The sequence below is a fragment of the Deinococcus peraridilitoris DSM 19664 genome, assembly GCF_000317835.1.
Lineage (GTDB): Bacteria > Deinococcota > Deinococci > Deinococcales > Deinococcaceae > Deinococcus_A > Deinococcus_A peraridilitoris.
This window is the reverse complement of the sequence record NC_019793.1, coordinates 3346255-3360021: the sequence shown is the minus strand read 5'-3', so window position 1 is coordinate 3360021 and position 13767 is coordinate 3346255. Positions and strand designations below refer to the sequence as shown.

The following is a 13767-nucleotide window of genomic DNA, read 5'->3' as shown; positions in this document are numbered from 1 at the left end:
GAACGAAGGCGGTCAGGCGCGCGCTTCGACGTCCTCCTGAGCGCTTTCCCAGGCGCTCATGGTGGCGAGCAGTTCCGCCTCGGCCGCCGCCACGGCGTTGCCGAGGGCGCCCCAGTCGGCGCCTTCCGAGGCCGCGCTGAGGGACGCCTGCGCCGCTTCGAGCTTCTGCTCGGCCGCCGCGACGGCCGCTTCGAGCTCTTCTGCGCGGCGCTTGAGGTGCCAGAGGCTCGGCCCGCGCTTTTCCCTTTCCCGGGGAGCCGCGCGTACCGCTTCGTCCTTGGCGCCGACTGGTACGTGCTTCTCCTTGTAATAGGCGTAGCCTCCCGGATACTCGTACAGTCGGCCGTCCTCGAGCAGCCAGATCCGGTCGGCCAGGTGCTCGATCAGGCGCCGGTCGTGCGAGACCATCAGCAGCGTTCCACCGAACTCGTCCAGGGCCGTCTCGACACTTTCGAGCATCTCCATGTCGAGGTGGTTGCTGGGCTCGTCGAGCACCAGCAGGTTGTTGTCCTCCTGCGCCAGCTTGAGCAGGGCGAGCCGGGCCCGTTCGCCGCCGGAAAGCACGCCGACCCGCTTGGCGTGCGCGTCATAGGGAAAGAGAAACGTGCCGAGCAGGTTGTGGGCCTCGGTGTCCTTTTCGGTGTAGGCGCGCGCTTCCTGGTACACGGTGTTGCTCGGGTCCACACCGCGCAGTTGCTGGTCGTAGTACCCGACCTTCACGCGGGCACCGGTGCGTACGTCGCTGCGCGGGTCGTCCGAGGGCGTCAGGCCCAGCAGGCAGCGCAGAAAGGTCGTCTTGCCCGCACCATTGCGCCCGATCAGGGCCACGCGCTCTCCCTGGCGGATGGTCACGCTGACATTCTCGAAGAGCGTGCGGCCCGCAAGTCGCTTGGTGAGATGCCGGGCGTCGAGCACCAGCTCACCGCTGGGCGGCGCGTGAAACAGGATGCGTGCGGTGCGCTCCTCAGGTGGCGGGGCACTTGTACGGACGCTCTTCATGCGCTCCAGACGGGTTTCCATGGCCTTGGCGCGCCGCGCAAGCTTGCTCATGCCGAGGCCCCAAATCTTCATGCGGGCCGTCGAGCGGGCGAGCGCGTCGATCTTGTCCTGCTCCTGCTCGAAGCGGGCAAGCTGCCGTTCCAGGTCCGCTTCAAGGGCCGCCCGGAAGGTGCTGTAACTACCCGGGTACACCTTGAGCTCGCCGTCACGCAAATATGCGGTGGAGGTACTGACCGCGTCCAGAAAGGCCCGGTCGTGTGAAATCAGCATCACCGCACCGCTATAGCGCGACAGGAAGCCTTCCATCCATTCGATCATCACGATGTCGAGGTGGTTGGTCGGTTCGTCGAGCAGCAGCACGTCAGGATTCTCAACGAGCAGGGCGGCCAGCCCCAGCCGAGTTCGCTCGCCGCCCGACAGGCCGCTGACCTGCTCTCCTTCGCGGCCGCGAAAGCCGAAGGCTAGTGCCGCTGCGTCCTTGCGTGAGCGGCGCTCGAAGCCACCCCGGCGCGCGAAGTGTTCGAGCAGCTCGGCGTGATGTTCGATGGCCTCGTCCGAACCGCTGGCCATTTGCTGGGCCGCTTCGTTCAGTTCGGCTTCCAGGGCGTCGAGCTCGTGGAAGGCCGCTTCCAGCACACTTTCCACGGTGGCGCCTTCGGGAAAGGTTGGATCCTGCTTGAGTGAGGCGGCCCGCACCCCGGCTGCGCGGCGAACCTCGCCGGCGTCCGGCACTTCCTCACCGGTCAGCAGACGCAGCAGGGTCGATTTTCCAGCACCGTTGCGCCCGACCAGGGCGAGCCGGTCGCCCGCACGCACCGTGAGCGTCACGCCGCCCAGCACCGTGTGCGCGCCATACTCCTTGTGAACGTTGTCGAGGGCGAGCAGCATAAAGGAAGTCTAGCGTGCTCGCCCTGCGGGCGGCCCGGCTTGCAAACGCAAGGAGCCCACATTGGGGGCTTTAGGAGTCTGCAACCGTGCCTATACCCAGACAGTGCCTATACCCAACGCCGAACGGAGCGGGCAAGCGTCCCGAAGGGCGTCCATTGCCCAAGACCGTGAGCGTACTTAAACGGGCTCGCGGCAATGGAGGAGCACCTGAGAACAATACTCAGGTGCTCCGAAATGAACGCAGGTTCGTCTTATCCCCCAGCGCTGGCCAGAATCCACATGGGCTGACCGGATACCCAGCCGTACACCAGGCCCGGCAGGATACCGAGCAGCACGATGGCCACCACGCACACCGTCAGGGTGGCGTTGGTGAAGCGACCGGCACGCGCACTGGCGGCACCTGGGGCCACCTCGCCCTGCGGAGCGAACATCAGCGCCGCGGGACGCAGGTAGTAGACCAGGGCCACAACGCTCATCAGTGCGGCCAGGACCGTCACCATCACGTGACCGTTCTGAAACGCGGCCTGAAAGACCAAGTACTTGCCGAAAAAACCGGCAAAAGGCGGCAGACCGGCCAGGGACGCCAGGCAGGCGGCCAGCAGCAGGGCCAGCACCGGTGAGCGGTAGTACAGCCCACGCAGATCCTCGATGCGCACGCCACGCTCGGAAGGCTGCAGCAGGGTCAGTACCGCCAGCGCGCCCGCGGTCATCAGGGTATAGATCAGCAGGTAGTACACCAGGGCGGCACCACCCTGCGCAGGCTCGGCCAGCAGGGCGAGGGCCAGGAAACCGGTGTGGGCGACTGCCGAATAAGCCAGCAACCGTTTGAAGTTGGTCTGCACCAGGGCCGCCAGGTTCCCGATCACCAGGGTCGCGGCGATCAGAACCTCGGCCACGCCTGACCAGGCTTCCAGCCCCGGAAGTGCGCCGCCAAAGACCCGGATCATGCCGGCAAACGCCGCCACCTTGACCACGGTCGAAAGAAACAGCGTCACGATGGTGGGCGCGCCGCCGTAAACGTCAGGTGTCCACTGGTGAAAGGGAGCCAGAGCAACCTTGAAGCCAAATCCGGCCAACATCATCAGCGCGCCCGCGATCAGCAGCCCGGTGTTGGCCAGCTGACCGCCATTCACGCTGGCCGCGATGGCCGCCAGATTGAGGGTTCCCGTCGCTCCAAACGTGAGGGCAATCCCGTAAATCAGGATGGCACTGCCAATCGAGCCCAGCAGAAAGTACTTGAGGCCGGATTCCTCGGCGCTGTGGTTGCCACGCAAAGTCGCGAGCACGTACCCCGCGAGGCTCATCACTTCCAGACCGATCAGCAGCACGATCAGATCGCCCGCGAAGGCGATCAGCAGCGTACCGGTGACCGCGTAAAGCAGCATCGCGTCAAATTCCGGAAACGACAGCTGAGTTCTGACGGCGTGATCGAGGGTAATCAAGAGGGTGATGATCGAGCCGACCAGAATGACCAGACCGAAGGCCAGTGCCGCGTTGTCCGCACGCAGGGCTCCGGCAAAAGCCGTGGAGTTCGCGCCCCACAGGGTCAGCATCGAGAAACCCGAAAGGACCAGCGCCACCAGGCTCACGATGGTGGTGATCCGGCGAGGCGACTTGAAGGCAATGGTGGCGACAATTGCTCCCAGCAAGGGAATGAGGATCGGCAGCAGTGGGGCCAGCGCGATATCCGGGGGAGTGAGCGGGGCGGTCACGCTCCACCTCCCAGAAGACGCACAGAGGGCTGAATCAGATTGAGGGCAGGCAAACTGTAGACTCCGAAGAAAATCGCGACGGCCAGCGGAATGGCCAGCACGGCCCATTCACTGCCGCGCAAATCGAGCAGGCGCGCTTCGCCGGCAGGACGGACCTGCCAGTAGGTCCGCTGGTAAGCCGTCAGGGCGTAGGCGGCGGCGGCAATAGTGGAGAGGCCCGCAATAAAGGCCAGCCACGGGTAAACCTGGTAAGCCCCCAGCATGACGCTGAATTCCCCCACGAAACCGGCCAGACCGGGCACCGCGATCGAGGCGAACCACAAGCTCATGGTCAACCCGGCCAGCGCGGGCGCCTGCGTCATGACGCCGCCCTGCTGGACCGACAGGCTTCCGACCCGCTGCCACAGCATGCCCGCCGCCAGAAAGAGCGCGCAGGTGTACACGTTCTGAAAGGCCAGCAGGTACAGGCCACCCGTGACGGCAATCGGCTGCAGGCTGAAAATGCCCAGGCCGACCAGACCCATGTGACTCAGGCCAGCGTACGCCAGCAGGCGCTTCCAGTCGGTTTGCTGAAAGGCGATCCAGGCGGCATACAAAGCGGTGAACGCAGCGAGTCCCATCAGCACCGGCCGCAGGGTGAGGGCCGCCTCGGGAAAGAGTGGAATGGCGAAGATGAAGAGGCCATATCCGCCGACCTTGTACATGGTTCCCATGGCGTCGGCCACCCCGCTCGGGTGATTTTGCGCGTGGAAATCCGGCAGCCAGGCGTGCAGCGGAAACAGGGGCAGTTTCACCGCGAAGGCCAGCAGAAAACCCAGGAAAAGCCACATGCCCGCCGCACCCTCGACACGGTGGGCGAGCAGGTCGTTCAGCGCGAAGGTGGGTGAACCGCCCAGCGCTTTGGTGCCGATCATGGCGATCAGCATGAAGAGCGAACCGAACAGCGTGTAGGCACCAAACTTGAGCAGGGCGGGAATACGCTTCGGACCCCCATAAGTGGCGAGCATCAGCAACGCCGGAACGAGGGCGGTCTCGAAAAACACGTAAAACAGAATCAGGTCGCGGGCGGCGAAAATACCCAGCAGACCCGACTCCATCGCCAGGATGTAGGTAAGCATCGCGCCAGGATTCTCGACGCTGCGCAGGGTATAAACCAGCACCACCAGCGTCATGAGCGCGGTCACGAGGGCCAACAGCAACCCGACTCCGGTGAGCTCCACGCTGTAGGTGACTCCCAGGGCACCCACCCAGGGAACGCTGTAGAGAGGCGAACCGCCACCCGACCAGATCAGCAGGCCCAGCAGCAACGTGACTGCCCCGGCGCCCACGGCGGGAAGCGCACGCTGCCGACCGGGCAGCGCACTCAGCAGCAGCGCAGCCACGAGGGGCAGGAAAATGAACAGGTGAATCACCAGGACCCCCGAAAGGCCGCACCGGGCCGGCGAACTGAATGAGAAGAGTTTGACGCGCTCACGAGCGACCTCCCAAGGACACGAAGGCCCAGTAGATCATGACTGCCGCCGTACCCAGGATCATGCTGAGGGCATAAGTGCGCACAAATCCGTTCTGCAACAGCGAAAACGCCCGGCCCGAGGGTTGCGCCATCACCTGGGCCGAACCGGTGATGCCACCATCGATGCCGGTGTCCATGCCCGTCAGGCCGCGTGCGATGGCTTTACTGGGAGTCGAGACAGCCCCGTCATACAGGTCGTCAAGGTACAGCGCCCGCAGGCTGGCGTCGCGCAGGGGCCCGTCGACCAGGGTGCCGCGCTTATGGCGCGAGTAGGCCAGAAAGAGCCCCAACACGCCCACGCCCACCGCCGCGAGGGTCAGCAGTACCTCAGCACCGACCGAGAGTGTCGCTTCATGGACGGGCAGCACTTCTTCGAGGAAGTGACCCAGATAGTTGGTTCCGATGAAATGTGGCAGGCCCAGAAAGCCGCCCACCGCCGCGAGCGCCGCCAGGGTCCAGAGGGGCACGGCAAACAGTGCGCCGCCTTCGTGCGGATGGGCGTGCCCACGGTAGCGGCCACGGAACACCAGAAAGTACCAGCGGCCCATGTAAAAGGCAGTGAGCAGCGCGACCAGCAGGCCGACACCCCACAGGATGTAGCCCGCCACCGCGCCGTGCGCGCCGAGTTCGAAAGCGCCCGCCAGGATGGCGTCCTTGGAGAAAAAACCGCTGAAGATCGGAATGCCGCTGATCGCCAGTACCCCGATCAGGCTGACCGCGTGCGTGGTCGGCAGTTTCTTGGCGAGACCGCCCATCTGGCGCACGTCCTGCTCCTCGTGCACCGCGTGAATGACGCTGCCTGCAGCGAGGAACAGCAGGGCCTTGAAGAAGGCGTGCGTGACCAGGTGAAAGATGCCCGCCGTGTACGCACCGACGCCCACGGCCAGGAACATGTAGCCCAGCTGCGAGACCGTGCTGAAGGCCAGGATCTTTTTGATGTCGTACTGGTTGAGCGCGCTGATGGCGCCGTACAGCGCGGTCGCCGCCCCGACGACGGCCACCAGCAGCATGGCGGAGGGCGCCGCTTCGAAGAGCGGAAACGAACGCGCGACCAGATAGACGCCCGCGGTGACCATAGTGGCCGCGTGAATGAGCGCCGACACCGGGGTAGGGCCCGCCATCGCGTCGGGCAGCCAGGTGGTGAGCGGCAGCTGCGCGCTCTTGCCTGCTGCGCCGACCAGCAAAAAGAGGCAGATCAGCTCGAACGAGGCGCGCGGCGCCTGAAGCTCGGCGCCGAACAGCTCTGGCAGGACCAGCGTCCCGAACTTGGCGAAGATCAGGAACATCGCCAGCATGAAGCCCAGGTCACCGATGCGGTTCATGATGAAGGCTTTACGCGCCGCGTTGGAGTTGACGAGCGCCTCGGCACTGGTGGTGGGCGGCACGCTGCCGTCCTCGGACGCGCGGCCCGAGAACCAGAAGCCGATCAGCAGGTAAGAAGCGAGGCCCACGCCTTCCCAGCCCACGAAGATCATCGGGAACGAGTCGCCCAGCACCAGAATCAGCATCAGGGCCACAAAGAAATTCAGAAAAGCAAAGAAACGCGCAAAACGCGGATCACCCGCCATGTAGGCGATGCTGAAGATGTGGATCAGAAACCCGACCCCGGTGATGACCAGGGTCAGGACCGCCGAGAGCTGGTCAAGGTAAAAGCCGATGGACAGGTTGCCATCACGCGCCATGCCGGGCAGCCATGACCACAGCACATCGTGCCGGGGTTCGCCCAATTGCAGGAAATTCAGCAGGGCCACCACGAACGAGGCCAGCACCGCGCCCGAGGCCAGCCAGCCGGCACCCGAGCCGCGAAAATACCGGCCACCGAAAATCAGCAGCGCAAAACCGATCAGTGGAAACAAAGGGTACAAGAACAGTGGCAGCACGAAATCAGCCTCTCAGCTCGGCGAGGTCGTCCACGTTGGTGGAAGCGCGCTTGCGGAAAATGGTCACGATGATCGCCAGACCGATGGCGACCTCGGCCGCGGCCAGGGTCATGATGATGAACACGGCAGTCTGAGCGACCAGTTCACCCCAGGCCCGCGCAAAGGCAACAAAAGCCAGGTTGGCCGCGTTGAGCATCAGCTCGACGGACAGAAAGATCATCACGGCCGTGCGGCGCCTTAGCACGCCCACCATGCCAATTGCGAACAGAATGCCCGACAGGGCGATGTACCACTCGGTGCCGACCATCAGGTGCTCACCCTTTCCCCGGTTTCGACTGGCCTGGCCTCGGGCGCTTCCTCACTTTGCGCGACCGGACGACGAATGAGCACCACCGAACCGACTACCGCGACCAGCAGCAGGATGCTCACGGCTTCAAATGGCATCACAAAACGCGTCAGGAGCGTCTCGCCAATGGCACCGGGCGTGCCATTTCGCAGCAGGGCCGCGCCTTCGGCCAACGGTCGGGGGTCACGCCAACTCAGGGCCAGCAATCCAAAGGCGCCCGCCAGGAGTGCTCCACCCAGTGCCGCGACCTCACCGACGTAAGGAATGGGGTTCGTGGCCGTGACGGGCGCAGTCGCGTTGAGCAGCATGATCACGAACAAGAAGAGCACCATGATGGCGCCGGCATACACGATCACCTGCACCGCGCCCAGAAAATGCGCATCCAGCGTGATGTACATCATCGCCAGCGCGACCAGCGTCGCCACCAGCCCGAGGGCGGCGTGCAGCGCGTTCGAGGCGATCACCGTGACGAGGGCGCCCGTGATGATCAGCAGGGAGATGAGGATGAAGGCCAGCGAGCTCACGCGAGCCTCCAGCGCGCCGAGGAGCGACTCATTTGTAGTCCACCCCTTCCAGTTCGGCGCGCGGCGTCACGTCAAAGCCCACCCGCACGGGTTTGCCCTTCATGCCCGCCTCGCGGCGCTGCGGCAGGCTGCCGGACTGGCCGACCAACATGTCTTCCTTGCCGTACACGAGGTCGCGGTACTTGTAATCGGCCATCTCGAACTCGTTGCCCAGCACGACTGCGCCGGTCGGGCAGGCTTCCTCGCACATGCCACAGAAAATACAGCGCAGCATGTTGATCTCGTAGACCTTGGCGTAACGCTCGCCAGGTGAAACGGGGGCCCGTGGATCGTTCTCGCCGGCCTCGACGTAGATGGCGTAGGCCGGGCAGACGGCGGCGCAAAGCGAGCAGCCGATGCACTTTTCCAGGCCCGTGCCGGGGTGGCGCGTGAGATAGTGGCGACCGCGGAAGCGCGGCTTAAGCTGAACCTTCTGTTCCGGGTAAGAGACGGTCACGGGCTTCTGAAAAAGCTTGCCCAGCGTGACGCCCATGCCCTTGGCGATTTCGAGGACGCCCATTACAGGCCTCCCAGGGAAACGGCAGATGCCGTTTTGATGGAGCGGAGCGGATGAGGATCGCGGCCGCCCGCGATCCGGGCCCGCCAGTTCAGCATGGTCACGATCAGTCTCCTCCTGCGGTACGTGTGGGAATGTCAAGAATTTTGGGTGGATTGATGATGGTCCGCAGACGCCCGCTGAGGGCCACGAGACCCAGCAGCAGCAGCAGGCCGATCAAGGCCAGCGGCCACAGCGACGCGCCGGGCAGAAAGGCCACGTACGCGGCGACGATCAGGGTGTTCACGAGCGCCAGCGGAAAGAGGAACTTCCAGCCAAAACGCATCAGCTGGTCGTAGCGCAGGCGCGGCAGCGTAGCGCGCACCCAGATGAACAGGAACAGGAAGAAGGCGATCTTGAGGATCAGCCACAAAAACGGCACGGTGCTGATGCCCGGAATGAGCGCGTCAAGAAACTGCGGTCCGCGCCAGCCCCCGAAGAACAGCGTGGCCATCACGGCCGAAGCAGTGATCATGTTGACGTACTCGGCCATCTGAAACAGCGCCCATTTGATGGCGTTGTACTCGGTGAGGTAACCGGCCACCAGCTCCTGCTCGGCCTCGACGAAGTCGAAGGGCGTGCGGTTGACTTCTGCAAAGGAACTGACGATAAAGGTAGCGAAGCCCACCAGCTGAAAGACGATCATCCAGCCGTTGGCCCCCTGCCAGTCCACGATGGCGCGCAGGTTGGTGCTGCCCACCAGGATCAGCATCCCCAAAATCGAGAGGCCCAGCCCGAGTTCGTAGCTGATCATCTGCGCGCTGCCGCGCAGACCGCCGAGCAGCGGGTACTTGCTGCCGCTCGCCCAACCGCCCAGGAAGATGCTGTAGACACCGATCGAGGTGATCGCCAGCACCGCCAGAATGCCGATGTCGAGGTCGTACACCCAGGGATTCATGCCAAAAAAGCTGTTGGGCGGCCCGGCGGGGATGGCCCCGAAGGCCGTGAGCGCCGTGGTGATGGCGATCAGGGGAGCCAGGGTGTAGACGATCTTGTCGGCGGCCGTCACCCGGAAGTCTTCCTTGAAGATGCTCTTGATGGCGTCGGCAAGCGGTTGCAGCAGTCCCATTGGACCCACACGGTTGGGACCGTGGCGAATCTGCATGCGGGCCAGCAGGCGCCGCTCGACCAGGGTCATGTAGGCAAAGGTCGTGAGAAGCGCAAAGGCAACCAGCACACCCTTGAGGGTGACGAGCAGCAGCTCGATCAGCCAGTGCGGCATCAGTCGTCACCTCCCGCGAAGCTGGCCGGCGACGGCTGCGCCATCGGCAGCGCAATCAGGGCGGTGCGGCGCATGCCAGGCTTCCAGAGCTGCGGAACGTGCGTGAGGCTGCTGGGCGCGGTGTGCCGCTCGCCCAGATTGACGATCAGCCCGGTGCGGGGCAGCTGCGCGACATTCACCCCGAAGCGTTCGCCCAGCATCTTCTGCGCGCTGCGCAGGCCGCGCACCACGGGACGCAGCCCCAGCGCTTCGGCAAGGGCGTTGAGGGCGCCGATCAGGTCCACACCCTCGCCCGAATCGACGGCGGCCTGGGTCAGGGGCAGCAAGCGACCTTCGAGGTTCACGGTCGTGCCGCGCTTTTCGTAGTTGCTCACGGCGGGCAGCACCACGTCCGCTTGGCGCGCCGTCTCGGTCAGGTGCGTGTCATGCACGACCGTGAAGATCGCGTTCGCCACCTGACCTGCAGCGGCCGGGTCCAGACGGGAAATCAGGGCGACCTTGGCCGCTCCCAGTTCGGCGTACCCCAGCCCCCGGACCCGTGGCACGAGGTTCAGGTGCGCGAGGCCGCGGGCGTTGGAACTGGCGGGCAGCGGCAGAATTCTGGCGCCGTACTTCGCGGCGATCTCGCGCAGCTGGGCGTGCAACTGGGGACTCCCCTGATTCAATACGTCCGCGCCAATGATTACGATCGGGCGCTCGGCCTTTTCGAGCAGCGCAGCGGCGTCACGAACCGCAACCGAACCTTTCCCGGAAGCCAGACCGGCCACCACGTCCAGACCCGCCTCGTGCGAAGCGAGGGCCGCCTGCGTCGCGAGCCGGGTCTCCTGCGAGGCGAACACGGCCAGCTTCTCGCGCTGTCGAGCGGGGCGCTCGGTCAGGCGCAAATCGGCGATGGCCGTGCCGTGCGGCAGCTCTGGGGGAATCAGGCCACCGCGCAGCATCTCCAGAATGCGCAGTTCGACGATGGGCGCCTCTTCTCCCAGATCCGCGCCGATCACGACCACGGCGTCGCTGGTGGCCACTTCGGTGAGGGTCGGAACGGGCAGCTCCACGCTCATGGCGTAGCGGGGAAAGTGGTCGAGGCTCGGCGTACCGAGCAATGCCGCGACGGCCTCGAGGGCCACGCCCTCTTCCAGGGTGATGTCGCCGCTGGTGTACAGGCCCACGTCAGCGGGGTCCACACCCTGCACACCGCGGTTGATCGCGGCGATGGCCTTGTCCCAGGTCGTTTCGACCAGTTCGCCGTCCACCCGGATCATGGGAAAGCGCAGGCGATCGTCGCTGGCGAGCGGGTGCCCGAAGCGGCCCGCGTCGCAGATCCAGGCCTCGTTGACCTCGCGGTTCTCGGCGGCCAGGATGCGCTCGATGCGGCCGTTACGGGCGTCCACCGTAATGGCGCAGCCCACTGGGCACAGCGTGCAGGTGGTGGGGGTGTGGTCGTACTCCCAGTTGCGGCCACGAAAGCGCGCCACGTTGTCGAGCAACGCCCCCACCGGGCAGATGTCGGCGATGTTGCCCTGAAAGCCGACGGGCAGGCCGCCTTCCTCGGTGTCGATGAATGTATGACTGCCGCGCTCGATGAAGTCGAGCACTTCCTGCCCGGGGACTTCCTCGAAGTAGCGCACGCAGCGCTTGCAGTGGATGCAGCGCTCCTGATCGAGGATGATGAACTCGCTCAGCGGATGGTGCTTGTCGGCATGGCGCCGGTCGAATTCGAAGCGGCTCTCGCCGTAGCCGTACTCGTAGGCGCGGTCCTGCAACTCGCAGGCGCCGCCCTTGTCGCAGGTGGGGCAGTCGAGCGGGTGGTTGAGGAGCGTGAATTCCATCATGCCCGCCTGGGCCTTCTGGACCACATCGGAACTGGTCTTGATGACCATGCCCTCGGTGGCCATCATGGTGCAGGAGGCCATGGGCTTGGGGAACCAGAAGATCTTGGGCTGTTCGCCCTCCATGATCATGTTCCCGTCGGGCCCTTTGCGCGGCGACCCGGCCTCGACGAGGCACATACGGCAGGCTCCGACCGGCGAGAGGTAGGTGTTCGCGCAGAAGTAAGGAACGTCCTTGCCCGCGGCAAAAATGGTGTCAAGTGCGCTCGTGCCGGTGGGCACGTCGACTTCGATGCCGTCTACGATGACTTTCACGCGTCTTTCCATCTCCTTCGTGCGGGGTACATGGGCTTGCCGGTGCTGGCCAGCGCGTCGTACTCCTCGCGGAACAGCTTGACGCTGCTCACGACCGGCCCGAGGCAGGCGTCGGCGAGCGCGCAGAAGCTCTTGCCCGCGATGTTGTCGCTCATGTCGAGGATGAGGTCCACGTCACGCGGCTCACCGCCCCCTCGCACGAGCTTTTCATACATGCGGGTCATCCAGCCGCTGATGCCTTCGCGGCAGGGAGTGCATTTGCCGCAGCTTTCGTGAGCGTAAAAGCGCACCAGGTTCCAGGTGGCGTTCACGATGCAGTCCGCCTTGGGGACCAGGGTCACGCCGCCCGTGCCGAGCATCGAGCCCTGCGCGGCGACGCTTTCGTAATCCATCGGCGTGTCGAGAATCGCGTCCGTGTAGGGCATCATGGGGCAGCTCGAACCGCCGGGAATAATGGCCTTGATGTCCTCCAGGGGTCCGCCGCCCCAGTCATAGATCAGCTCCCGGAAGGTGGTACCAAGGGGCAGCTCGTATACGCCGGGGCGCGCGACCGGGCCGGAAAGCTGGAAGAGTTTGTTGCCCTTGCTCTTCTCGGTGCCCATGTTCGCGTGCCATTCCCAGCCGTAGCGCACGATCTGGGCAGCTGCGCAGAAGGTCTCGACGTTGTTGATGGTCGTGGGCAGCCCGTACACGCCCGCCGCTGCGGGAAAAGGCGGCTTGAGGCGTGGGTTGGCGCGCAGGCCCTCAAGCGAGTTCATCAGCGCGGTTTCCTCGCCACAGATGTAGGCGCCGGCGCCCCGGTGAACCACCAGGCGCATCGAGAAGCCACTGCCCTGGATGTTGTCGCCCAGCAGACCCGCCGCCTCGGCTTCACGGATGGCGGCGTTCATGCGCTCGGCGGCCAGCACGTACTCACCGCGGATGTAGATGTAGCCGACGGAGGCCCGCATGGCGTAAGCCGCGATGATCATGCCCTCGATCAGCTGGTGCGGGTCTTCGGAAAGCAGGTAGCGGTCCTTGAAGGAGCCCGGCTCGGACTCGTCGGCGTTGCAGACCACGTAGTGCTGGCGCCCGTCGTTGAGGGGCATGAAGGACCACTTGAGGCCGGTCGGGAAACCCGCGCCGCCACGACCGCGCAGGCCGGACTTCTTGACTTCGTCGATCACACCGTCGGGGCCCAGCGCGAAGGCGCGGGTGAGGGCCTGGTACCCACCGTGCTGGCGGTAGACATCCAGGGTCCAGGAGCCCGCTATCCCGACGCGGGCATACAGCGTCGGCGCGAAGCGTGGGTCCCGGCCACTGGTGATGGGTTTGGGGGGGATGGCAGTGGTCATGACACTCCTCCTACGGGCACGAGGTCATCGCTCGTCGCGCCCACAGGCTGGCCGTCCGCGGTGAACTGCCGCCCGGCCCGAATCGCAAAGGGCATCGGCTGGTCGAAGGCGGGCGCTTCTCCGGCCCGCATGGCGGCGAGCAGTTCCTGGCACCTGCGCGGTCCGACCCGTTCGTAGTAGCCGTCGTCGCCCAGCTGCACCACGGGCGCGGTGCCGCACGAGCCGAGGCACTCGACCTTCTGAACGCTGAAGAGGCCTCCGGCGCTGACCTCGCCCGGTTGCACGTCGAGGGTTTCGGTGAGGTAGTCCCACAGTTCGTCCGACCCGGCCTGCGCGCACATCAGGGTAGAGCAGACCTGCAGGTGATATCTGCCGGTCGGGACGGTGTGGTAGGTGCTGTAAAAGCTCATGACGCTGCGCACTTCGGTGGCGGTCGTGCCGATTAGGGCCGCGATCTCTTCCATGTGCGCTTCGCTCACGAAGCCGTAGGTGTCCTGCACGTCACGCAGCAACGGCATCAGGGCGCTGCGGCGGCCGCGTTCGGTGTCGGGGTAGCGCGAAAAGATGTCGCGCACCAGCTCGGGCCGGTCGGCGAAGTGACTCACCTGGAGTC

The 13767-nt window shown here is 65.1% G+C and carries 11 protein-coding genes; all 11 read right to left on the bottom strand.

All coding sequences use genetic code 11. From position 1 onward, the window contains the following. Positions 1-12 precede the first annotated feature (12 nt). Complete coding sequence (locus tag DEIPE_RS16325) at positions 13-1887, bottom strand: ABC-F family ATP-binding cassette domain-containing protein (protein WP_015237078.1); 1875 nt, start codon at positions 1885-1887, stop codon at positions 13-15. A 251-nt stretch (positions 1888-2138) separates the two neighbouring features. Beyond that, positions 2139-3599: an NADH-quinone oxidoreductase subunit N gene (locus DEIPE_RS16320; protein ID WP_015237077.1), complete on the bottom strand. Its 1461-nt coding sequence runs from the start codon at positions 3597-3599 to the stop codon at positions 2139-2141. Next, a complete protein-coding gene (locus DEIPE_RS16315; RefSeq protein WP_015237076.1) occupies positions 3596-5011 on the bottom strand; it encodes an NADH-quinone oxidoreductase subunit M in 1416 nt (471 codons plus the stop codon). The genes DEIPE_RS16320 and DEIPE_RS16315 overlap by 4 nt, the downstream gene beginning before the upstream one ends. A 58-nt stretch (positions 5012-5069) precedes the next feature. Next, positions 5070-6992, bottom strand: coding sequence for an NADH-quinone oxidoreductase subunit L (gene nuoL, locus DEIPE_RS16310; RefSeq protein ID WP_015237075.1), 1923 nt, complete (start codon positions 6990-6992; stop codon positions 5070-5072). Positions 6993-6996: 4 nt separating this feature from the next. Beyond that, on the bottom strand, positions 6997-7299 hold the full coding sequence (gene nuoK / locus DEIPE_RS16305) for an NADH-quinone oxidoreductase subunit NuoK (RefSeq protein WP_015237074.1): 303 nt from the start codon (positions 7297-7299) through the stop codon (positions 6997-6999). Beyond that, complete coding sequence (locus tag DEIPE_RS16300; protein ID WP_015237073.1) at positions 7299-7862, bottom strand: NADH-quinone oxidoreductase subunit J family protein; 564 nt, start codon at positions 7860-7862, stop codon at positions 7299-7301. Before DEIPE_RS16300 ends, nuoK begins: the two co-directional genes overlap by 1 nt. A gap of 28 nt (positions 7863-7890) precedes the next feature. After that, on the bottom strand, positions 7891-8421 hold the full coding sequence (nuoI, locus tag DEIPE_RS16295) for an NADH-quinone oxidoreductase subunit NuoI (protein WP_015237072.1): 531 nt from the start codon (positions 8419-8421) through the stop codon (positions 7891-7893). Between the two features lie 103 nt (positions 8422-8524). Beyond that, a complete protein-coding gene (nuoH, locus tag DEIPE_RS16290) occupies positions 8525-9679 on the bottom strand; it encodes an NADH-quinone oxidoreductase subunit NuoH (protein WP_015237071.1) in 1155 nt (384 codons plus the stop codon). After that, positions 9679-11820: an NADH-quinone oxidoreductase subunit NuoG gene (nuoG, locus tag DEIPE_RS16285; protein ID WP_157448903.1), complete on the bottom strand. Its 2142-nt coding sequence runs from the start codon at positions 11818-11820 to the stop codon at positions 9679-9681. Before nuoG ends, nuoH begins: the two co-directional genes overlap by 1 nt. Next, the gene (gene nuoF / locus DEIPE_RS16280; RefSeq protein WP_015237069.1) at positions 11817-13154 is read right to left on the bottom strand and encodes an NADH-quinone oxidoreductase subunit NuoF; all 1338 of its coding nucleotides are present in this window, start codon (positions 13152-13154) and stop codon (positions 11817-11819) included. Before nuoF ends, nuoG begins: the two co-directional genes overlap by 4 nt. Beyond that, the gene (nuoE, locus tag DEIPE_RS16275; protein ID WP_015237068.1) at positions 13151-13759 is read right to left on the bottom strand and encodes an NADH-quinone oxidoreductase subunit NuoE; all 609 of its coding nucleotides are present in this window, start codon (positions 13757-13759) and stop codon (positions 13151-13153) included. Before nuoE ends, nuoF begins: the two co-directional genes overlap by 4 nt. Between the last annotated feature and the right edge of the window lie 8 nt (positions 13760-13767).